The sequence below is a fragment of the Mesorhizobium sp. M1066 genome (assembly GCF_040318635.1).
GTDB lineage: Bacteria > Pseudomonadota > Alphaproteobacteria > Rhizobiales > Rhizobiaceae > Mesorhizobium.
On the sequence record NZ_JAMYMR010000023.1, the window covers coordinates 75299 to 97452 of the forward strand.

Below are 22154 nucleotides of genomic sequence, written 5' to 3' on the forward strand. Positions count from 1 at the left end.
TCTGATTGGACGCCGCGTTTTTGCGATCCTTTTTCCAGACATGATGATTTGATATCGGCATGAGTGAATTGGTTGCGGCGTTGCCGATGTATGACTGGCCCGAAATGCGCGGCGAGGTCGACGCGCATTGGGCGCTGCTGCGCGATGCGTTTCGGCAAAAGGGCATCGACGCGCCGCAAACCATCGTGCGCCGCAATGGTGATCTGCCGCGGGTGCCGGGCGGTATTCGTGATGCCGAGGGGAAACTCGTTGCGCCCGATCCGGCGACATTGCCGCCGGATGAACTCGATTTCCATAGATTGTGGATGCATCCGGCGCTGCTGTTCGCGCAGACCTGCTGGGGGCCGATGGAACTTGGCCTGTCCAGGCATGTGCAGGTGATCGGCCAGCCCAGTTACGACGCCTATGAAGGCGGGCAGGGCGAACTCTATTCCAGCGCGCTGGTGATGCGGACAGGCGAGGGGCCAGAGATTCGATCGCCGGCGGATGGCAGCCCCTTGCTCCCGCTTGATCTGATGCGCGGCAAGCGCTTTACCTTCAACAGCCTCGATTCGATGTCGGGTACTATTGCGCTGACGCGCGACCTGCAAACGGCCGGCGAAAGCCTGGGCATCTTCTCGTCGCGCAGCGAAAGCGGTGGCCATCGCGGCTCGATCATCGCTGTCGCCCAAGGCAAGGCCGATATAGCTGCGATCGACTGCGAGAGCTGGGCACTGGCGCAGCGTTTCGAGCCGGCGGCGAAAAAGGTGGCGGTCGTCGGCTGGACCGGACGGCGCAAAGGCCTGCCTTACATCACCGCCGCGGTGACACCGGAAAAGACGGTTGGGGCGTTGCGCGAGGCCCTTGCCGGGCTAGCCGAGCAGCCTCGCATCCAATGGGTAGGTTGAGAGCTGTTCGTTGCCGGTCTCGGTGATCAGGATCTGTTCCTCGATCTTGACGCCTTCGCGCCCGCCAAGCCGGCCGATATAGCTTTCCGCGCACAGCACCATGCCCGGTTCCAGCACGCCGTCCGGAGTGTCCGATGTCCAGTCGCTGGCATGCGGCAAGGTCGGGTATTCATCGGCCAGGCCGACGCCGTGATAGAGCACGCCGTAGCGCGTCGGGAAGCAGTCGCCGGGCGGCACCGCCGAGCGTTCGACAAGGTCGCGGAAAGAGATGCCCGGCTGCATCAGTGCCGTGTTGTGCTCGATCTGATCGGCGGCGATACGGAACAGGTCGCGCTGTTCATTGGTCGGCTTTGCATCGCCGCACAGCCATGTCCGCGACAGGTCGGCGCAGAAGCCGTAGGGGCCGATCAGGTCGGTGTCGAAGGCGACGAGGTCGCCTGATATAATCTGGCGTGACGAGCATTCCTGGAACCATGGATTGGTGCGCGGGCCTGACGTCAGCAGTCGCGTCTCGATCCATTCGCCGCCGCGCGCGATGTTGCCGCGGTGCAGTTCCGCCCACAGTTCGTTTTCGGAAATCCCCGGCTTCAGCGCCTGTTCCATCTCGCCCATCGCCGCCTCGCAAGCGACAATGGCGCGGCGCATGGCGAGGATCTCATCGGGTGATTTGATCAGCCGCGCGTTCTCCATCACCGCTTCGCCATTGCCGATGGAAATACCGAGGCGCGCCAGTTCTTCGACGCCCTCCGGATTGATATGGTCGACGGCGATGCGGCTGTTGCCGCCGCTATGCTCTTTCACCAGATCGGCGATACCGGCGGCCCAGCGGCGGACCTTTTGCTCGGTCAGTTCGCCGCCATAAAGATACATCCAGGATACCGCCGGCCGCACTTCGTCGACGACGCCGGAATGGTCGGACAGGTGCTCGCAGGAGAAATAGTCGAACAGCACCACCGGCCCTTCGGTGGCGACAAAGCAATGCCGCGTTGGATTGTGCGCCACCCACAGCTGCATGTTGGTCGAGTCGGTGGCGTAGCGGATGTTGACGGGGTCGTAGAGCAGGACGCCGGCATAGCCGCGCCGCTTCAACTCGGCGCGGATGCGCTCCAGCCGGTATTGGCGCATCGCCGCCAGGTCGGGAGCGGCAATGCCTGCCGCAGCCCATTCAGCCTCGGCCTGCGCGCCATAGCCCAGCACATGCTGGTTGAGCGAAGCCGCCTTCCGGCGGGAGGCGTCGCGCAGCACTTCGATCGAGCCTGGCTCGAACGGCATGATCTTGCGATGGCGGCCAAAGCTGCCCTTCGGCCCCGCGCTGTCCATCGTCGAACCTCAGGTCCGCATCTTCTCGCCGCTCGGATCGAAGGGCGCTTCGACATTGATGCGGGCCGGGCGCCGGTGACCGAGGATCTCGATCTCGAACAGCCCGGCACTTTCGTCCTCGGCAAGAGCCGCCGGCACGTAGCCTTGTGCCATCGACTTCTGCACGTAATGGGCATAGCCGCCCGACGTGACCCAGCCGACCACGCGCCAGTCGCCGTCGACGATGCCGCGCACGGCGGACGCGCCTTCGGCAGCCTTGGAGCCGCGTATTTCCTTGCCGCTCTTGTCGAAGCGCGGCGCGCCATAGCCATGCGGCTTTTCAACCGTGCCATAGTCCTTGCTGACCTTGGCCCAGATCGGCTCATCGCCCATGACATCAGCGTCGGCGGCATCGACGATGAAGGAGACGCGGCGCAGTTTCGGACCCTCGGCCTGTTCCTTGGCGGCGGCCACGCGGCCGATGAAATCGTTCTTCTCGAGCTTGATGAAGCGGTCCATCGCGCCTTCGAACGGTCCGTAGATCGGCCGCAACTCGCGGAACCAGGTCGGAAAATTCTTTTCGAGGCGCATGGAGAGCAGAGCGCGCATGCCGAAATCGACAAGGCCGAATTCCTCGCCGGCGTCCTTGATCGCTTTGTAAACCAGGCGCTCGTAGGCCGGCGCCATCCAGATTTCATAGCCGAGGTCGCCGGTGTAGGTGATGCGGTTGACCATGCAGGGCGCCCCGCCAACCGCCATCTCGCGGAAATCCATGAAGCGGAAGGCTTTTGTCGAGACGTCGACATCGACCAGTTTCTGCAGCAAGTCCCGCGATTTCGGCCCGGCGATCGACAGGCCGACCAGCGTCTGGTCAAAGCGGTGGATGCGCACCGTTCCGTCCTTCGGCAGGTGCTTCTCGAACCAGCGCATGTGGTATTTCTGCGCCGCCGACGAGCCCCAGATCATGAAGCGGTCCTCTGCCGCCTTGGCGATAGTGAAGTCGCCGATCAGCTTGCCGAATTCGTTGAGCATCGGCGTCAGCACGATGCGGCTGGTCTTCGGCATGCGGTTGGTCATCAGCCGGTTGAGGAAATCCTCGGCCGCGGGTCCCGAGACTTCGTATTTGGCGAAGTTGGCGATCTCGGTGACGCCGACGCGCTCACGCGTGGCGCGCACTTCCTCGCCGATCGGCCCAAAATCGTTGGAGCGGTGGAAGGAGACGATATCCCTGGGTTCCTTGCCTTCAGGTGCGAACCAGAGCGGGGTTTCGAGGCCCCAGGAGTCGCCCATGACGGCGTTGTTGGCCAGCATGGTGTCGTAGAGCGGCGTCGTCTGCGCCGGGCGTGCCGCCGGCAGTTCCTCATTGGGGAAGCGGATGGAGAAGCGGCGCGAATAGTTTTCGCGCACCTTGGCGTTGGTGTAGCGCAGGCCTGCCCATTCGCCGAAGCGGGTGACATCCATGCCCCAGACGTCGAAGCCGGGATCGCCATGGACCATCCAGTTCGACAGCGCCAAGCCGACGCCGCCGCCCTGGCTGAAGCCGGCCATCACGGCGCAGGCGCACCAGAAATTGGTCAGGCCCTGCACCGGGCCGACCAGCGGGTTGCCGTCGAGCGCGAAGGTGAAGGGGCCGTTGATGATCTGCTTGATGCCGGCCTTCTCGATGCCAGGGAAATGCTTGAAGCCGATTTCCAGCGACGGCGCGATGCGGTCGAGGTCGGGCGGCAGCAATTCATGGCCGAAATCCCACGGCGTATTGACCGGCGACCATGGCTTGCAGGCCTTCTCATAGGTGCCGAGCAGGATGCCGTTGCGCTCCTGGCGGGTGTAGATCTCGCCCTTGAAATCGAGCACGCCGATCATTTCGCGACCGGTCGACTTGTTGAACTCCTCGACCTCCGGCATCGGCTCGGTGAGCAGATACATGTGCTCCATGGCCAGAACCGGCAGCTCGACGCCGACCATGCGGCCGATCTCGCGCGCCCACAGGCCGCCGCAGTTCACGACATGCTCGGCCTTCACCGTGCCCTGTTCGGTGACGACGTTCCAGGTGCCGTCGACCTCCTGTGTCAGTTCGACGACGCGGTTGCGCAGCACGATCTCGGCGCCGAGTTTTTTCGCCGCCTTGGAATAGGCGATGGTGGTGCCGGACGGGTCGAGATGGCCTTCGACCGGATCCCACATGGCGCCGACGAAATTGGTCTCGTCCATCAGCGGAAACATCGCCTTGGCTTCGGACGGGGTGATCAGCTCTGTGTCCATGCCGAGATAGCGGCCCTTGGCGTGGGCCAGCCGCAGGAAATCCATGCGCTCTGGCGTATCAGCCATCATTACGCCGCCGGTCAGGTGCAGCGAGCAGGACTGGCCGGATATCTCCTCGATCTCCTTGTAAAGCTGCACCGTATAGGCCTGCAGCTTGGCGACGTTGGGGTCGCCGTTCAGCGTGTGGAAGCCTCCCGCCGCATGCCAGGACGACCCGGAGGTGAGCTCCGAGCGCTCGATCAGCATGATGTCGGTCCAGCCGGCCTTGGCCAGATGATAGAGAACCGAGCAGCCGACGACGCCGCCGCCGATGACAACCGCTTTTACGTGAGATTTCATCTAGATAGGTCCGTTCTTGAAGGGATTGAATCGAGTGAGAGCGGCGTGAAAACAAAGCGGAGGTCCGAGACAGCGATGTTTTCGGCCAGCCTGCTAGCAAGCGCGGCAAGGATGGTTTCACAGACGGAAGTACGATGTTTCAGGACGTCATGGCTCCAAAGACGCAGGATCGAATAGCCTTGGGCGCGCATGAAATCGTCGCGGCGGCGGTCATAGGAACTGCCGGCGTGTTGGTGCCCGTCGATTTCCACGACAAGCCAATTTTCGCGGCAAGCGACGTCAGCGTAGTATGGTTCGATAGAGAACTGTCGCGTGAACTTGTAACCGCCAAGCTTGCGGGCTTTTAACTCAAGCCAAAGCAGCGCTTCGGCTTGATTGTCGCCTTGCCTGAGTTTTCTCGCTCGCCGAGTTGTGCCTGTTTTTCGGCGGCTGCGCGTTTCATGAACGGCTTCCCCCACTCCGTCGCCGCTTCGCGGCGCCACCTCTCCCCCCTCCGGAGGGAGAGGAAGGGAGCCAGCCTGTATAAGCTCGCGCCTTCCCTCTCCGCCGTCGATTGGAGGAGAGGTGTCGAGCGCAGCTCGACGGAGTGGGGGTCGAACGTTCATCAACAACACAGATGATCAAAAATCGGTCGGCGCGCCGCCTTCGGACCGGCGCTTGGCGACGAAGGCGTTGAGTTCCTCGCGGATGGCCGGGTCCATGTAAGGCTCCTCATAGGACGCCAGCCGCTCCTTCCAGACCTTGTTGGCCTTTTCGAGTGCCGTCGGCGAGCCGGCTTCCGCCCAGGTCTCGTAATTGCGCCAGTCGGAGAGGATCGGCGAATAGAAGGCGGTCTTGTAGCGGTCCTGCGTGTGCTGGGTGCCGAAGAAATGGCCGCCTGGCCCCACCGACTGGATGGCGTCGAAGCCGAGTGCATCTTCGGAAAGATCGAGCGGGGTCAGGAATTCGGCGACCATCTGCAGCAGGTCGATGTCCAGAATGGTCTTCTCGTAGGAGCAGCGTAGGCCGCCCTCGAGCCAGCCGGCGGCATGCATCATCAGATTGCCGCCGCCCTGGATGGCGCCCCACAGCGAGAACACGCTTTCATAAGCCGCCTGCGCGTCGACCGTGTTGGCGGCGCAAGTGTTGGAGGTGCGGTAGGGGATGTTGTAGCGGCGGGCAAGCTGGCCGCCGACAAGCTGCGCCTTCATGTATTCCGGCGTGCCGAACGCCGGCGAACCGGACTTCATGTCGACATTGGAGGTGAAGCCGCCATAGCCGACGGGCGCGCCCTTGCGCACCATCTGGGCGAAGGCGATGCCGGCAAGCGCCTCGGCGTTCTGCTGCACCAGTGCGCCGGCGATGGTGACAGGCGCCATGGCCCCCGACAGGGTGAACGGCGTCACGACGACGACCTGGCCCTTGCTCGACATCTGGATGATGCCTTCCATCATCGGCACGTCGAGCTTGAGCGGCGAATTCGTGTTGATGATGGTGAAGACGGATGGTTCCTCCAGCATCTGTTCATGGCTGATGCCGCGCGCGATCCTGGCGATCTCGATGCCGTCGACATTGCGCTCCTTGCCGAGCGAATAGATGTGGAACACCTTGTCGGTGAGCACGCTGAGATCGCGGATGCATTCGAGGTGGCGGACGGACGGATGGATATCGGTCGGCTCGACCGGATAGCCGCCCGTGCAGTTCAGGATGTTGTGCATCTGCGCAAGCTTGAGGAAGTTGCGGTAGTCCTGCTGGTTGCCGGGCCGGCGGCCACGATCGATATCGGAGCAATTGGGCGCCGACGCCATCATCGAGATGATCACATTGTTGCCGCCGAAGCGCACATTGTGAGCGGGATTGCGGGCATGGATGGTGAACTCCGACGGGCAGTGCGACACCAGTTCCAGGATCATGTCGCTGTCGAAACGCACCCGTTCGCTGCCGTCGCGCACATCGGCGCCATGCGCCTTCATGATGCTTCGGGCCTCGTCATGCAGCACGTCGACGCCGATTTCCCGCAGCACGCGCAGGGAAGCGAGGTGGATCGATTCCAGCTCGTCGTCGGAGACCAGCCTGGTTGGCGCCAGCGGGTTCTTCAGCTGGCGAAAAGCCGGCTGCTCGAACGCGGCCGAGCCGCCGGCGCGCTTTCCGGCGCGGCCGCCGCGACGGGCGCGGTCAGTGGCCAATGCCGGTTCCAAGGGTTGTAGGGCGGCGGTCATGATGGTCCTCGTAGGATGCGATAGCGGCGACATAATGGACCGGCGGCTGCCCAGCCATTGCGGAGGCGGCGACCACTAGGGCGAGGGAAGCGACATGTCGGAACGGCAGTTGCGCGGCCACGACATCGGCCTGATCCCGCCGCCTCGTTGGCTTAAGCGGATTTCGGCGGCCGGCCCTTCCTTTCCCGGGATCGAACCGATAGCTACTCGGCTTGCCGGCCGGATGGCCAGCAGTTCATTTGGATGGCAGCATGGTCGCGACCGGCTCGAGCGAAGGCGAAGCAGGAACGCAATGGGCAGCGCTTGCCGGCGTCACCGCGGCACTTGCCATGTTCGGCGCTGCGCAGGGGTTGAGCTCGCCGCTGTTCACGCTGCTGATGCAGAAACAGGGCATGTCGCCGGCGCTGATCGGCTTGTCGGCGGCGATGATGCCGCTCGGGCTGATCCTTTCGGCTTCCTTCGTGCCGGCCGCGGTGCGGCTGGTCGGTGGGCGCAACCTGGCGGTCGGCTGCTCGCTGATCGGCGCGCTCTGCTTCCTGGGCATCGGCTATCTGCAGGACTGGGTGGCCTGGTTCGTCATCCGCTTTATCATCGGCGTCGTCATCAACCCGCTCTACATCCTCGGCGAGGTGTGGGCACTGTCGCTGGCGCCGCCATCGCGGCGCGGCAGGGTGATGGGCGTGTTCAACACGCTGATGGGCGCCGGTTACGCCGCCGGACCATTCGCGCTGACCCTGCTCGGTACGTCGGGCTGGGCGCCCTTCATGGTCGGCGTCGCCGGTTTCGCGCTCTGCGCGGTGATCCTGCACGCGGTCTCGTCTAAGCTCACCGGTTTCGAGGATGACGGCCAGCCTGCCAGCGGCCTTGTCGGCTTTGCCAGGATGGCGCCTGCGCTGCTGCTTGCCGTGCTTGTCTCGGCGGCGGTCCAGCAGAGCACCTATGCGCTGGTCCCGGTCTTCGGCGCCAGCTACGGCCTGGCCGAAGCCGTTCTGGCCTCGCTGGTGATGGCGCTTTCCCTCGGAAACATCCTGCTGCAGATACCACTCGGTCTTCTGGCGGAGCGTTTTGGCGGCCGCGCCATGATCATCGTCTGCGCGCTGGCAACAACCGTTTGCGCGCTTTTGCTGCCTCTGCTGATCACAACGCCGTTGATATGGGTCGTGCTGCTGGTGATGGGCGCGGTCGGTTACGGCGTCTACACCATGGCATTGGTCGAACTCGGCAGCCGGTTCAAGGGCTCTGTGCTGGTCGCCGGCAACGCTGCCTTTGCACTGATGTGGGGCGTCGGTGGCATCGTCGGCCCACCCGGTGCCGGCCTGCTCATGCAAGGCATCGGCCCGCTCGGGCTGCCGGTCGTGATCGCCGGCCTCGACGCGGTGCTGGTGATGTTCGCGCTGTATCGGTCGTCCGTGCGCCGAGCTTCCTGACGAGCCCAACCTCCTGACAGGCCCAACCTCCTGACAGGCATTGTCCGGAGAAAGCGGTTTTCGCCTGCCAGGGGCTTACCACCACGTTGCTCAATCGCTAATCCTGCAGCCTCGATAGCGGTGCGCACATGAATTTGGTTGAATCGAACAAGGACGAGACGATGCAATGGGCAGCGATCACCGGGGTGATCGCGACCGTCTCGGTGTTCGCCATCGCGCAAGGGCTGTCCTATCCGCTGCTGAGTTTCATCCTGCAGCGCCAGGGCGTTTCGCCAGCGATGATCGGCTTGTCGGCGGCCATGACGCCGATCGGTTTCATCCTGTCGTCGCCATTGATCCCGGCGCTGGCGCGGCGGTTCGGGGCAGGGCGCACGGCGCTTACCTGTGCGGCCCTTTCGGCTGTCGTGCTGGCGCTGATCGGCTGGACGCAAAATGTCTATTTGTGGTTTCCCCTGCGCTTCCTGATCGGTGTGGTGACCAACCCGCTCTATGTGCTGAGCGAGATCTGGGTCATCGCGCTGGCGCCGCCGGCCCGGCGAGGGCGCGTCATGGGTGTCTATTCGACGATCATCTCGGCCGGTTTCGCGGCCGGGCCACTGTGCCTGCTTGCAGTCGGCACCGAGGGCTGGCCGCCCTTCCTCGTCGGCATCTCCGCCTTCGTGCTGTGCGGCATCTGCCTGGGCTTGGTGCTGCCGCGTTTGCCCAAGGTCGACGAGGCCGGGCATCAGGTTTCCGTCCTGGGTTTCGTGCCGCTGGCGTGGCTGCTTTTGTTTGCCGTCATAGTCGCCGCCGGCTTCGAACAGGGCGCGCTGGCGTTGCTGCCGGTCTATGGCACCCATCACGGCATCACCGAAACCCGCATGTCGGCGCTGCTGTCGGTGATGATTGCCGGCAACATCGCCATGCAGGTGCCGCTCGGCCTTTTGGCGGAAAGGCTTTCCGCGCGCCTGGTGCGGCTCGCCTGCGTCGCGATCACGGTGCTCGGCTGCACCCTGCTTCCGCTTCTCATCGAGTCGCCGCTCATCTGGCCGATGATCTTTGTCTGGGGCGCGGTTTCCTACGGCATCTACACGATGTCGATCATCGAGCTCGGCGAACGCTTCACCGGCTCCGCACTGGTTGCCGGCAATGCGGCCTTTTCCTTGATGTGGGGCGTCGGCGGTATCGCCGTGCCGCCGCTGGCCGGCGGCGCCATGGATATTCTGGGTGCCGGCGGGCTGCCGATCACGCTTGGGCTGCTGTGCCTGGCGCTGGCCATTGCGAGCCTCGCTGGTCGGCGGAAAGCCTCAATCATGCGCTGAGCATAGTGAATATCGATACAGCCTATCGGCGTTGGCTTTTTCAAAGCAACGCGTTTATCGGAGACCTCATGACCAAGCCTGCCACCCAGACGCCGAATTCCACCCCCTCGACCGACGATCCCTTCCTCTGGCTGGAGGACAGGACGGCCAAGCAGTCACTGGACTGGGTACATCGCCAGAACGAGGTCACGGTTGGCGAATTGCAGGGCGATCCGTCCTATCAGGCGTCGTTCCAGACCGCGCTCGACCTGATGACGGCCGAGGACAACATCGCGGTCGGCGCGGCAACAGCCGGTCATGTCTACAATTTCTGGCAGGACAAGACCAATGTGCTCGGCCTCTGGCGCCGCACGACCGTCGCTTCCTACAAGACCGAGAAGCCCGACTGGGAAACGATCATCGACTTCGACCAGCTTGCGGCGAAGGAGGGGGTAAAATGGGTTTTTGGCGGCGCAAGCCGACTCTATCCAGACTTCAACCGTTGCCTGGTGAGTATGTCGCCGGATGGCGGCGACGCCAGCGAGATGCGCGAATTCGACATCGCGACCAAGTCGTTTGTCGAGGGTGGGTTTCGTGCACCCGCTTCCAAGTCGGGCTTCAGCTGGCTGGACAAGGACACCGTGATTGTTTCGGCCGCTTTCGACGAGGCCGACAAGACCGAGTCCGGCTATCCGCGAGTCATAAAGCTGTGGAAGCGCGGTACCAAGCTGGAAGACGCGACGCCGATCTTCGAGGCGCAGAAAGAGGATCTCGCCGTTGGTGCCGCTGTCGAGTACGACGATGACAGACGCTATCTGGTCCTGGCTCGAACGCTGAATTTCTTCGCTTCGCACATCTTCCTTCGGCTGCCTTCCGGCGAAAACAAACAACTGCCGCTACCGGACGACATGACCGATACGGCAATATTCAGGGATCAGCTCGTGTTCGGCGTGCGCAGTCCATGGACGGCGCCCGACGGCACGGTTTGCAAGCCCGACGGCCTCTATTCGCTGGATCTCGCGCACTGGGTCAAGATCGGCGCGCTCGGACCTGTCGAAACCTTGTTCGAGCCGGCATATCGCGTTTCCATAGCCGGCGTTGCCCGCACGCGGGACCGGCTGTTCATCAGCCTGATGGACAATGTGCGCGGCAAGGTCGTCGTCTGCGAGCGCAAGGATGGCAACTGGTCGCTGAAACCGGTGGCGCTGCCCGAAAATGGCAATGTCGGCATCAGCCATGCCGAGCAGTTCGGCTCGAGCGTGTCCTTCTCCTTCACCGATTTCCTGACCCCGAGTTCGATCATCTGGTCTGAGGACAATGGCGAGACGCTAGAAACCGTGAAGTCGCAGCCGGCGCGTTTCGATGCCTCGCCGCTGATCTCGGAACAGTTCGAGGCGCGCTCCAAGGACGGCACGATGATCCCTTATTTCGTCGTCAGGCGGCGCGATCAGAAGCGGCCGGTGCCGACGCTGCTTTACGGCTATGGCGGTTTCGAAGTGCCGCTGCTGCCCGGCTATGCCGGCGTGCGCGGCAGGCTATGGCTGGAAAAGGGCAATGCCTATGTGCAGGCCTGCATCCGTGGCGGCGGCGAGTTCGGCCCGGCCTGGCATCAAGCGGCGCTCAAGGGCAATCGCCAAAACGGATTCGATGATTTCGCAGCGGTCGCGCAGGACGTCGTCAAGCGCGGCATCGCGACAGCAAGCTCGCTCGGCATCCAGGGTGGTTCGAATGGCGGCTTGCTGACCGGCGTTTCCTTGACGCAGCATCCCGAGCTTTTCGGCGCCGTCATTATCGAGGTGCCGCTGCTCGACATGCTGCGTTACGCCGAATTGCCGCCCGGCGCCTCGTGGATGGCCGAATACGGCGATCCGTCGAAACCCGAAGACGCGAAGTGGCTTTCAGCCTACTCGCCCTACCAGCATGTCGACGCCGCTGCCGCCTATCCGCCGGTGCTGCTGACCACATCGACCGCTGACGATCGGGTCCATCCCGGCCATGCGCGCAAGATGGCCGCCCGCCTGCAGGAAGCCGGCCATGCCAGGACGCTGTTCTTCGAGGAGACCGAGGGCGGCCATGGCGGGCGTGGCGACCGCCGGCCGCAGGCGGCGCAGACGGCGATGAAATATGTCTTCCTGCAGAGGGCGCTGACAGCCAAGGCCTAGACTCATTCCGTTATGGGCCAAGCAAAGGGTGGTTCTCCTCGACCAGCCTTTGCTCTAAGATGCTTCCATGGCTCTCGTCAGGATGTTGATTGACGCATTTGAGGCTCGCGCATTGCGGGTCGCGGTGACGCCGTCACCGCGTACGCTGCGCGCCGAGCTTTTGCGGCTGTGCGCCCGCATCGGCTATTCGCCACCTCTCTGCCTCTGAAGCATTCGCCCCGGCTTGCCGGATAGAATCCAGAGGAAAGATCAGACATGACCTATCAGAATTATTCGCTGAAGCAGCTTCAGCAGATCGACGCCGCGCATCATCTGCATCCGTTCACCGACCACAAGGAAATGCGCGGGGCCGGGTCGCGCATCATCACCCATGCCAACGGCCCTTTCATCTACGATTCCGAAGGGGCTGAAATCCTCGACGGCATGGCCGGGCTGTGGTGCGTCAACATCGGCTATGGCCGTGACGAGCTGGCCGACGCCGCCTATGCCCAGATGAAGGAACTGCCTTATTACAACTCCTTCTTCAAATGCTCGACGCCGACGCCAGTGCTGCTGTCCAAGAAGCTGGCGGAGATCGCGCCGAAGCACGTCAACCAGGTGTTCTATGGCTCGTCGGGCTCGGAGGCCAACGACACGGCCCTGCGCCTCGTGCGCCACTATTGGGTGCTGGAAGGCCAGCCGGAGAAGAACCGCATCATCTCGCGCAAGATGGCCTATCACGGCTCGACCGTTGCCGGCACCTCGCTCGGCGGCATGGATGGTATGCACAAGCAGCTCAACGGTGCGGTGCCCAACATCGTCCATGTGATGATGCCCTACGCCTATGAACTGGCGCTGCCGGGAGAGAGCGACCATGATTTCGGCCTGCGCGCGGCCGGGGCTGTCGAGGAGGCGATCCTCGAGGCCGGCGCCGACAAGGTTGCCGCCTTTATCGGCGAGCCGGTCATGGGGGCGGGTGGCGTGAAGATACCGCCGGCGAGCTACTGGCCGGAAGTGCAGCGCATCTGCCGCAAATACGATGTCCTGCTGATGCTGGACGAAGTCATCACCGGTTATGGCCGCACCGGCGAATGGTTCGCCGCCCAGACGCTCGGCATCGAGCCCGACACGATCACCACGGCCAAGGCGCTGACATCGGGCTATCAGCCGTTGTCGGCATTGCTGGTTGGCGACCGCATCGCCTCGACGCTGGTCGAGAAGGGCGGCGAGTTCAACCATGGCTACACCTATTCCGGGCACCCGGTGGCCTGCGCCGTGGCGCTGAAGAACCTCGAGATCATCGAGCGCGAAGGGCTGGTCGACCGCGTCAGGAACGACACCGGTCCTTATTTCGCCAAGGCGTTGCAGGAGCGCATTGCCGGACATGATCTGGTCGGCGAGGTGCGTTCGATCGGACTGATGGGCGCGATCGAGATCGTCAAGGACAAGGCGACCAAGGAGCGGTTCCTGCCGGCTGGAAGTGCGGCGGTGACCGTGCGCGATCATGCCATCGCGCATGGCATGATGCTGCGCGCCACCGGCGACACGATGATCCTGTCGCCGCCGCTGATCTGGACCCGCGATACGATCGACATGGCCTGCGATCGCATCTCGAAGGCGCTGGATCTGGCGCAAGCCGATCTTCGCAAGCGGTAGAACTCGACCCCTTGGCTGGGCGCTCCTTGAGGGAGCGCCCAGCCTTGAGACCATGCTGAAGCGGGGAGCGAACGAATTCCACCACAAGCGCGTAGTGTGTGGGGCTGCGGCTGATTCGGCCGCGACAAGGGGTTTGTTTCCATGAGAAAGACCGGCAAAAGCCGACGGACGCAAGAAGCGGCCAGCATCGGCGACGACCTGATGCTGGCGCCGCTGGTGGCGATGATGCGGCTGCCGTTGATGGCCATGGATAGCGGGAGTAGCCAGCCATGGAGCACGGAGACCGCGCGTGCGGTCAACGAGAAGACCGTTGCCATGGCCGAAGGTGCGCTTGCGGCGCAAATGTCCTTCCTGCAGTCGGCATCGCGGTTCTGGCCGGAAATCTTTTCCGGCCGCACGCCATCGCTGTTCAACGGGGTCGCCGCTGAACGCTCGATCAGCGCCGCGCTGAAGCCGGCAAGCCGTGCCGTGAAAGCGAATTTTCGCCGGCTGTCCAACAAGACCTGAGCGAGGTTGCAGAACTTTGATTTTGCGCATCGAGGAGCGCATGCGCTAGAACCAGTCGGTACGTTACCGATGGGGGACACGATGGCCGGACAACCGCTCAACCAGCCGGCTGAAATTCCAGCCGAACTCGACCGCTGGAACTGGGGCGCCTTCTTCCTCAACTGGATCTGGGGCATAGGCAACAGCACCTTCATCGCGCTGCTGGCGCTGATCCCGGTCGTCAACATCGTCATGATCATCGTGCTGGGCGCACGCGGCAGCCGCTGGGCTTGGCAGAACCGCGCCTGGCGCGACGCGGAACAGTTTCGCAAGACGCAGCGCAACTGGGCAATCGCCGGCCTTGCCGTCTGGGTGGTCGGGATTGGCGGCTGCGCGACGATGGTGGGCAGCATTCCCTACGTCCTGAAAGGCAGCGATGCCTACCACATGACGATGGACAGGCTTCGCGCCGACGACCGCGTCAAGGCGGCGTTGGGTGATGATTTGACCGACAGTTTCTGGGTCGGCGGCCATCTCAACGTCAATGCAAATGGGGCCGGCGACGCCCAGTTCGGCATTCCTGTCCACGGCGCCAAGGGCAAGGGCACGGCCTATTCGACCGCTGTCCGGACAGCCGGCACATGGAGCCTGCGCCTGCTGGTCGTCAGGGTCGAGGGAGCCGATGCGCCAATCGTGCTGATCAACGAAGATCATGTCCCGATCCCGAATGCTGCAATCGGAATATAGCTGGGCAAAACGCAAAAACGCAGCCTAAACGCGGGCGCGGCCGGCTTTGTGGCCCAACAGTCGGGTGACCACTGCTGCGTTCCAGACAAGGAAATATGCTGAAAAGCCGGATGCTGTCTGACAGTATGCGCATGCGTTCATGTGGATCGGTGGCAATTTCAGACAAGGGCACGTGCATATGGTGAGTTCCGTTCGTGCGGTCGTGGTCGGTGGCGGCTGTGTGGGTGCCGGCATTCTCTACGGCCTGGCAAAGCGCGGCTGGACCGATGTGGCATTGCTGGAGCGAACACAGCTTACGGCCGGCTCGACATGGCATGCCGCGGGGCTCATCCCCTCTTACGCGCGCAGCCGTAATGTCGGCCGCATGATCGCCAGGTCGATCGAAATCTATGAGGGCCTGGAGGCGGAGACGGGCCAGAACGTCGGCTGGCACAAATGCGGGCAACTGCGCATTGCCAACACGCGCGACAGGCTGGACGAGTACAGAAGCTATATGGACGTCGCCGAGGTCCAGGGTGTGCGGGCCCGGATCGTATCGCCCGCGGAGGCGCGAGAGATCTGGCCGCTGCTCGACAACAACAGCATGCTGGGCGCCCTCTACCATCCCGATGACGGCCACATTGCACCCGCCGATGTCACCCAGGCCATGGCCAAGGGTGCACGCGACCTCGGCGCGAAGATCCATCTTGATACCGAGGTTGTGGGTTTCGAGCGGATGCCGAGCGGCGAGTGGAGGGTCAAGACCTCGCGCGGTGACATCGTTTGCGAACATGTCATCCTTGCGACCGGCAATTACGCACGCCAGACAGGCGCCATGCTGGGCCTGGACATTCCCGCGATCCCGATCCTGCATCAGTACTGGATCACCGAGGCGGTTCCCGAGGTGGTGGAACGCAAACGGCTTGGTCTTCCGGAGATGCCGATCCTCAGGGACGAGGGTTACGAGGGCTATCTGCGCGAGGAGGGGGACGGGCTGATGTTCGGTCCCTATGAGCGTACCGAACAGCTCAAGTTGTTCGCCGAAAACGGCGTCCCGGAATGGTTCGGCGCCGATCTGCTCGATGAAGATTTCGACGCTGTGTCCTGGAACTGGGAACGCGCGACCGAACTAGTTCCCGCGCTCGGACGCGCCGGCATCAAGCGGAACGTGCGAGGACCTTTCCAGATGACAGCCGATGAACTGCCGCTGATGGGGCAGGCGTGGGGCCTGGAGAATGTCTGGCTCGCCGAAGGAGTGCCAGGGGGCATCCTTTGGGGCGGTGCGATTGGCTATTACCTCTCCGAACGGATCGTGGAGGGTGGCAACAGCATCGACACGGCGGAGTTGGATCCCCGTCGGTTCGGCCAATATGCCAACAAGAACTGGACCCGGGCAAAGGTCCGGGAAGCCTGGGGCACCCACGCCGCACAGCACTATCCTGGCCAGGACATGCCGGCGGCGCGACCGCAGAAAACGGCCCCCTCCTATGACCGCCTAAGCCAGCTCGGCGCCGTGTGGGATGTGTTGAACGGCTGGGAGATGCCGAGCTGGTTTGCGCCTGCCGGTATCGAAGCGCGCAACGTCTACAGTTGGCGCTGGACCCCTAAAGGAAACCACGTCGCCGCAGAGGTCCAGGCTGTCCGCCAGGCCGCTGGCCTGGTCGAGATGACACCAATGACCAAGTTCGAGGTCAGCGGACCGGGCGCAAGGGACTGGCTCGACGGAATCCTGGCCAACAGACTGCCGCGTCCCGGTCGTGTCGCTCTTGCCCATCACCTGACGCCAGCCGGCGGCGTGCAGGCCGAGTATGTGGTGGTGCGGCTGCAGAGCGGCCTGTTCTACCTCATATCGACCCCGCGCGCAGAGCGCTGGAACCTTGACGATCTCAGCCGGCTGTTGCCGAAGGACGGCAGCGTGCATCTGCGCAACGTCACGGAGGATCGCGGCAGCTTCACGGTGGTTGGGCCGAAGGCGCGCGACATATTGCAGCCGCTGACGGAGATCGACCTCTCCAATGAAGCCTTTCCATGGTTCAGCGTGCAGTCCGGCACTGTCGGCATGGCCAGCGACGTGCGACTGCTGCGCGTCAACTATTCGGGCGAACTGGGATGGGAGCTCTATCATCCGCTCTGCTACCAGCGGCATTTGCTGGATGCGCTCCTCGCATCGGGAGAGGCACACGGGCTGAGGCTGGTCGGACTTCAAGCGCTGGAATCGCTTCGTCTCGATAAATCCTACCGCGCCATGTATCGCGATATGAATCTCGAATTGTCGGCCTGGGAAAGCGGTCTCGACCGCTTCGTCAGTCTCGACAAGGGGGATTTTGTCGGCCGCGCGGCACTGGTCGCAAAACAGAAGCAGGTGACACGCCGGATCGTCACGCTGTCGATCGATACCGAAGGTGCGAGCGCGTTCGCCTTCGAGGGCGTCTACCGCGAAGGCGCACTCGTTGGTCACGTCACTTCGGCAGGCTTTTCCTATACTCTTGGTCACGACATCGCACTCGCGCTGCTGCCCCTGGAACTTGTGTCGCCCGGTATCGAGCTCGAGGTGTCCATCCTCGGCGAGCGCCGCGCGGCCAAGGTGATCGCCGACTCGCCCTATGATCCGGAAGGCGCCCGCGGGCGCATGTGAGGCATCCCGGAGTACAGTTTCCGGGTTATCGATGTCTCAAAACGTGCTGCAGGGCAAAACGCAAAAACCGCGCTCCATCAGGAACGCGGCTTTGCCAGATACGCATGGCGCTTCGCTACGCAAACACTTTGCGAAACTTATGGCACTTGTCGAAACTTACGGGCTCCGGTACGCGAGACCTGATCCGGAGCGCCGGGCGGATGAGATATGTCCGCCTCGCAGTCCGTTTTATAGGGACATCGTTACCGCGGAGTTATCGAGAGCTTAAGCAAATCTAAATTTGCATTTTTTCCACCGAAGGAAACCGGAAAACCCGCCAAATCCAAGGGTTACGCTGGGTTACCCCTGAGAAAATTAATTATGCCGGAGAAATCGACGCCGCCATGTCCCTGGGCGTTGAACAAGGCATAGAGCTGGGCTGCTTCGGCACCAAGCGGCGTTACTGCACCCGCACTTTGCGCGGCTTCCTGGGACAATTTCAGGTCTTTCAGCATCAGTGCTGCTGCAAATCCTGGGTTGTAGTCCCTGTTTGCGGGCGAAGTCGGCACCGGGCCGGGCACCGGGCAATAGGTGGTCAAAGACCAGCATTGTCCCGACGAGGTCGAGGCGACGTCGAACAGCGCCTGATGCGACAGGCCGAGTTTTTCGGCCAGAACGAAGGCTTCGGCGACACCGATCATCGAAATGCCGAGGATCATGTTGTTGCAGATCTTTGCCGCCTGGCCGGCGCCGTCGCCGCCGCAATGGACGATGCGGCCGGCCATCGGCTTCAGGATCGGCTCGGCAGCGACGAAGGCATCATCGGAGCCTCCCGCCATGAAGGTCAGCGTGCCGGCCGCGGCACCCCCGGTGCCGCCCGAGACCGGTGCATCGATCGACGACAGCCCGTGCTTCCTGGCGACGGCATGGGCCTTGCGGGCTGACTCGACGTCGATGGTCGAGGAATCGATGAATAGTGTGCCCTTTTTCGCCTTGGGCGCTATGTCCTCATAGACCGACAGCACATGCTTGCCCGCAGGCAGCATGGTGATCACCACGTCGGCATCCTTCACCGCGGCCAAGGCATTGGCCATCACAGTCACGCCATGCTCTCGGGCGACGGTGAGGCTTTCCGGCACAAGGTCGAAACCATTCACCGCATGCCCCGCCTTGACCAGGTTAGCGGCCATCGGATTACCCATGTTCCCTAGGCCGATGAAGGCAATGGTGCTCATCGATTTCTCCTGAATTGTTGCCGTCAGCGGCCAATTAATGCCCGCGCGATGATGACGCGCATGATCTCGTTGGTGCCTTCGAGGATCTGGTGTACCCGCAGGTCCCGCACCAGCTTCTCGATGCCGTAGTCGTGCAAATAGCCGTAGCCGCCAAGCAGTTGCAGCGCATCGTTGGCGACGTTGAAGCCGATGTCGGTGACGAATCGCTTGGCCATCGCCGACCATTTGCCGGCATCCGGCGCCTTGCGGTCGAGTTTCGAGGCAGCGGCATAGAGGAAGATGCGCGCTGCCTGCAGCTCGGTCTCCATGTCGGCCAGCCTGAACTGCAGCGCCTGGAACTGGTTGATCTTCGAGCCGAAAGCCTTGCGCTCGGCGGTGTAGGAAAGCGCCTTGTCGAGCGCCGACTGCGCGCCGCCCAGCGAACAGGCTGATATGTTCAGCCGGCCGCCGTCGAGCCCGGCCATGGCGATGCCGAAGCCCGCGCCTTCGCCGGACAAAAGGTTCTCGGCCGGTACCTTGCAATCCTCGAAAATGACCTGGCGGGTCGACTGCATGTGCCAGCCCATCTTGTGTTCGTTGGCGCCGAAGGAGAGGCCTGGCGCGTCTTTCGGCACGATGATGGTGGAAATGCCTTTCGGCCCCTCGGCACCGGTGCGCACCATGACGGCGTAGACATCGCTGTCGCCGGCGCCCGAGATGAACTGCTTGGTGCCGTTGAGGACATAGTCGCCGCCGCTCCTGACCGCACGGGTCTTGAGCGCCGCGGCGTCGGAGCCGGAGCCTGGCTCGGTCAGGCAGTAGCTCGCCAGCCATTCCATCGAGGTCAGTTTTGGTAGGAAGCGCAGGCGCTGTTCGTCATTGCCGAAACGGTCGATCATCGAGGCCACCATGTTGTGGATCGAGATGAAGGACGAAAAGGCCGGATCGGCGTGCGAAAGCGCCTCGAAGATCAGCACGGCATCGAGCCGGCCAAGTGCCGAACCGCCGACATCGTCCCTGATATAGATGCCGCCGAGCCCGAGCGGCCCGGTCTCGCGGATCACGTCGGCCGGGAAATGCTTGTTGCGGTCCCAGTCGAGCGCTTTCGGCGCGACACGGTCGGCGGCGAAGGCTTGCGCCATCTCCTGGATGGCACGCTGCTCCTCGTTGAGTTCGAACTGGCTGGTGCTCGCATCGACCGCGGCGTCCATGGCGTGCTCCCTATGTGCTGGCCAGCTAGCTCGCTGGCCTGTCGTTTTTGGCTTTGCGCGCGCACCAATCTAGACCAATGATGCCGCCGCGCAACCCGATCCCCTGCGGAGCGGCTGTGCATCAATGCATGTCCGGAGTAAGATGTGGCGACAAAATTCGATGAACTGCTGGGCCGGTTCCACGCATACCTTGCGTCCGTCGATCACGCCCTGGTGCGCGATGCCGTGCCGCGGATCGGCTGGGACATGCCGGCCCGCACGCTGGAGCCGCATCCGCTTGCCTGCCTGCGCCATCTTGGTCGCGCCGCCGAACTGGCGCCGCCGGATGCCAAGCCGCTGGTGCAACTGCTTGCCGAGCGTCGGAATGATTTCCGCTGGGGGCAGACCTATGGCGAGGCGGATTTCGGAAAGGAGTTCATCGACAATTACGGCTGGCTGGAAGTGTTCGGCACCCGAGGCCACTTCGTCAATGACGCGGTCGCCGCCGGCGTGCTGATCCTTGGGCCTGATATCGTCTATCCCGACCACCATCACATTGCCGAGGAAATCTACATTCCGCTGACCGGCGGTACCGAATGGCGCATGGGCGAGAGCGGCTTTTGCATGCGCACGGCCGGCGAGGTCGTCCACCACGCGTCCAACGTCAATCATGCCATGCGCACCGGCAAGGAGCCATTGCTGGCGCTCTACATCTGGCGCGGCGGGCCGCTGGCGGCAAAATCGAACATCACTGGAACCGTGGCGCAGGGCAGGGGCTGATGGCCAGAGCGATCATGCTGCAAGGCACGGGTTCCGATGTCGGCAAGACGGTGCTGGTCGCCGGCCTCTGCCGCGCGGCAAAGAACCGTGGTCTGAAGGTGCGGCCGTTCAAGCCGCAGAACATGTCAAACAACGCCGCCGTTGCCGATATCCCCGGCGATAAAGCCGGCGGCGGTGAGATCGGCCGCGCGCAATGGCTGCAGGCGATCGCTTGCGGCGTCGCGCCATCGGTCCACATGAACCCGGTGCTGCTCAAGCCGCAGACCGATGTCGGCGCGCAGGTCATCGTGCAGGGCAAGGTGTTCGGCGAAGCGCGGGCGCGCGACTACCAGGCACTGAAAGGCCGGCTGATGGATGCCGTTCTGGACTCCTGGGGCAAGGTCGGCGAGGGCGCCGATCTGGTCATCGTCGAGGGCGCCGGCTCGCCGGCCGAGATCAACCTGCGCAGCCGCGACATCGCCAACATGGGCTTTGCCACGCGCGCTGATGTGCCCGTGGTGCTGGTCGGTGACATCGATCGCGGCGGCGTCATCGCTTCGGTCGCCGGCACTCATCTGATCCTGCCGGAAGAGGACCGGCGGATGATCGTCGGCTATCTCATCAACAAGTTCCGCGGCGACGTTTCGCTGTTCGACGACGGCATAAGGTCGATCGAGACATTCACGGGATGGCGCTGTTTTGGCGTCGTGCCGTGGCTGAAGGCGGCGGCACGCCTGCCCTCGGAAGATTCGGTGGTGCTGGAAAGGCTGGCGTCCGGCGAAGCGCGCGCGCTGAAGGTGGCGGTGCCGATGCTTGGCCGCATCGCCAATTTCGACGATCTCGACCCGCTCAAGGCCGAACCGCAGGTCGAGGTGGTGTTCGTGCCGCCGGGAAAGCCGCTGCCCGCCGATGCCGGGCTGGTGGTCATTCCTGGCTCGAAGTCGACGATCGGCGATCTCCTGAAATTCCGCGAGAACGGTTGGGATCGCGACCTTCTCGCACACCGGAAGCGCGGCGGTCATGTCGTCGGTATCTGCGGCGGCTTCCAGATGCTCGGCCGCATGGTGCGCGATCCTGACGGCATCGAAGGCAGCGTCACCGAGGCCGAAGGGCTCGGCCTGCTCGACGTCGAAACGGTGATGGAACCGGAAAAGATGGTGCGCAACGTCAGCGCCCGCTCGGTGCCGTTCGACCTGCCGCTCGAGGGCTACGAAATCCATCTCGGCCGCACCACCGGACCGGATACGCTGCGGCCGTCGGCAGTCATCAATGGTGTCGATGACGGCGCAGTGTCTGCCGATGGCAAGGTGATCGGCACCTATATGCACGGTCTGTTTGGCGCCGATGGCTTTCGCGGGAAATTCCTCGAAAGCCTCGGCATCAAGGGCGGTGGCATCGACTATCGGGCCGAGGTCGAGCGGGCCTTGGACGAGGTCGCAGCCGAGCTGGAGACCCATCTCGACTGCGACGCGATCTTTGCGCTGGCTCGATAGAGCCCGTTTGGCGAACCACCTTGGCAACTAGCGATAAACGCCCATCACGTCGTCATCCACGGGCGGAGCAAGGAGCGTAGCGACGCGCCGCAGACCCGAGGATCCTGTGTGTTGTTCCCATGCTATGTCTGAAGTGGGAAGGAGACCGAGGGGATCCTGGTCGTCCTTTCGAGGACAGGCCGT

16 protein-coding genes are annotated in these 22154 nt (G+C 63.3%); 10 read left to right on the forward strand and 6 right to left on the reverse strand.

Annotated elements, in window-relative coordinates; all coding sequences use genetic code 11:
• Nucleotides 1-59 precede the first annotated feature (59 nt).
• Nucleotides 60-887 (forward strand): phosphate/phosphite/phosphonate ABC transporter substrate-binding protein, encoded by an 828-nt coding sequence (locus NKH52_RS24210; RefSeq protein ID WP_352734059.1) that lies wholly within the window; start codon nucleotides 60-62, stop codon nucleotides 885-887.
• Here NKH52_RS24210 and NKH52_RS24215 read toward each other — a convergent pair.
• The 4 genes from NKH52_RS24215 to NKH52_RS24230 form a co-directional block, all read right to left on the reverse strand.
• Nucleotides 852-2207: a M24 family metallopeptidase gene (locus NKH52_RS24215; RefSeq protein ID WP_352734061.1), complete on the reverse strand. Its 1356-nt coding sequence runs from the start codon at nucleotides 2205-2207 to the stop codon at nucleotides 852-854. The two genes, NKH52_RS24210 and NKH52_RS24215, sit on opposite strands and share 36 nt — an antisense overlap.
• A 9-nt stretch (nucleotides 2208-2216) precedes the next feature.
• Nucleotides 2217-4787 carry a GcvT family protein gene (locus NKH52_RS24220; protein WP_352734063.1) on the reverse strand — a complete coding sequence of 857 codons (2571 nt, stop codon included), beginning with the start codon at nucleotides 4785-4787 and terminating at the stop codon, nucleotides 2217-2219.
• Nucleotides 4784-5149: an endonuclease domain-containing protein gene (locus NKH52_RS24225; protein ID WP_502908100.1), complete on the reverse strand. Its 366-nt coding sequence runs from the start codon at nucleotides 5147-5149 to the stop codon at nucleotides 4784-4786. Before NKH52_RS24225 ends, NKH52_RS24220 begins: the two co-directional genes overlap by 4 nt.
• Nucleotides 5150-5407: 258 nt before the next feature.
• Nucleotides 5408-6985, reverse strand: a complete 1578-nt coding sequence (locus tag NKH52_RS24230) for a trimethylamine methyltransferase family protein (protein WP_127291733.1) — start codon at nucleotides 6983-6985, stop codon at nucleotides 5408-5410.
• A 251-nt stretch (nucleotides 6986-7236) separates the two neighbouring features.
• Between NKH52_RS24230 and NKH52_RS24235 the strand changes: the two genes are divergently transcribed.
• The 7 genes from NKH52_RS24235 to NKH52_RS24265 all read left to right on the forward strand — a co-directional run bounded on the left by NKH52_RS24235 (nucleotide 7237) and on the right by NKH52_RS24265 (nucleotide 17336).
• Nucleotides 7237-8412 carry an MFS transporter gene (locus NKH52_RS24235; RefSeq protein WP_352679758.1) on the forward strand — a complete coding sequence of 392 codons (1176 nt, stop codon included), beginning with the start codon at nucleotides 7237-7239 and terminating at the stop codon, nucleotides 8410-8412.
• Between the two features lie 128 nt (nucleotides 8413-8540).
• The gene (locus NKH52_RS24240) at nucleotides 8541-9713 is read left to right on the forward strand and encodes an MFS transporter (RefSeq protein WP_352734068.1); all 1173 of its coding nucleotides are present in this window, start codon (nucleotides 8541-8543) and stop codon (nucleotides 9711-9713) included.
• 68 nt (nucleotides 9714-9781) lie between these two features.
• On the forward strand, nucleotides 9782-11854 hold the full coding sequence (locus NKH52_RS24245; RefSeq protein ID WP_352734070.1) for a prolyl oligopeptidase family serine peptidase: 2073 nt from the start codon (nucleotides 9782-9784) through the stop codon (nucleotides 11852-11854).
• Between the two features lie 255 nt (nucleotides 11855-12109).
• Nucleotides 12110-13489, forward strand: a complete 1380-nt coding sequence (locus NKH52_RS24250) for an aspartate aminotransferase family protein (protein WP_128303967.1) — start codon at nucleotides 12110-12112, stop codon at nucleotides 13487-13489.
• 141 nt (nucleotides 13490-13630) lie between these two features.
• Nucleotides 13631-13996: a hypothetical protein gene (locus NKH52_RS24255; protein WP_352734072.1), complete on the forward strand. Its 366-nt coding sequence runs from the start codon at nucleotides 13631-13633 to the stop codon at nucleotides 13994-13996.
• Nucleotides 13997-14077: 81 nt separating this feature from the next.
• A complete protein-coding gene (locus tag NKH52_RS24260) occupies nucleotides 14078-14722 on the forward strand; it encodes a cytochrome c oxidase assembly factor Coa1 family protein (RefSeq protein ID WP_352734074.1) in 645 nt (214 codons plus the stop codon).
• 178 nt (nucleotides 14723-14900) lie between these two features.
• Nucleotides 14901-17336, forward strand: a complete 2436-nt coding sequence (locus NKH52_RS24265; RefSeq protein WP_352734076.1) for a GcvT family protein — start codon at nucleotides 14901-14903, stop codon at nucleotides 17334-17336.
• 329 nt (nucleotides 17337-17665) lie between these two features.
• Here NKH52_RS24265 and mmsB read toward each other — a convergent pair whose 3' ends face one another.
• Together mmsB and NKH52_RS24275 are read right to left on the reverse strand one after the other, a co-directional pair.
• Nucleotides 17666-18550, reverse strand: a complete 885-nt coding sequence (gene mmsB, locus NKH52_RS24270; RefSeq protein WP_352734078.1) for a 3-hydroxyisobutyrate dehydrogenase — start codon at nucleotides 18548-18550, stop codon at nucleotides 17666-17668.
• A gap of 23 nt (nucleotides 18551-18573) precedes the next feature.
• The gene (locus tag NKH52_RS24275) at nucleotides 18574-19740 is read right to left on the reverse strand and encodes an isobutyryl-CoA dehydrogenase (RefSeq protein WP_352734080.1); all 1167 of its coding nucleotides are present in this window, start codon (nucleotides 19738-19740) and stop codon (nucleotides 18574-18576) included.
• Between the two features lie 144 nt (nucleotides 19741-19884).
• On the opposite strand from NKH52_RS24275, the gene NKH52_RS24280 reads away from it, so the two are divergent.
• Together NKH52_RS24280 and NKH52_RS24285 are read left to right on the forward strand one after the other, a co-directional pair.
• The gene (locus NKH52_RS24280) at nucleotides 19885-20499 is read left to right on the forward strand and encodes a dimethylsulfonioproprionate lyase family protein (protein ID WP_352734082.1); all 615 of its coding nucleotides are present in this window, start codon (nucleotides 19885-19887) and stop codon (nucleotides 20497-20499) included.
• The gene (locus tag NKH52_RS24285; RefSeq protein ID WP_352734084.1) at nucleotides 20499-21971 is read left to right on the forward strand and encodes a cobyric acid synthase; all 1473 of its coding nucleotides are present in this window, start codon (nucleotides 20499-20501) and stop codon (nucleotides 21969-21971) included. The genes NKH52_RS24280 and NKH52_RS24285 overlap by 1 nt, the downstream gene beginning before the upstream one ends.
• Nucleotides 21972-22154 lie beyond the last annotated feature (183 nt).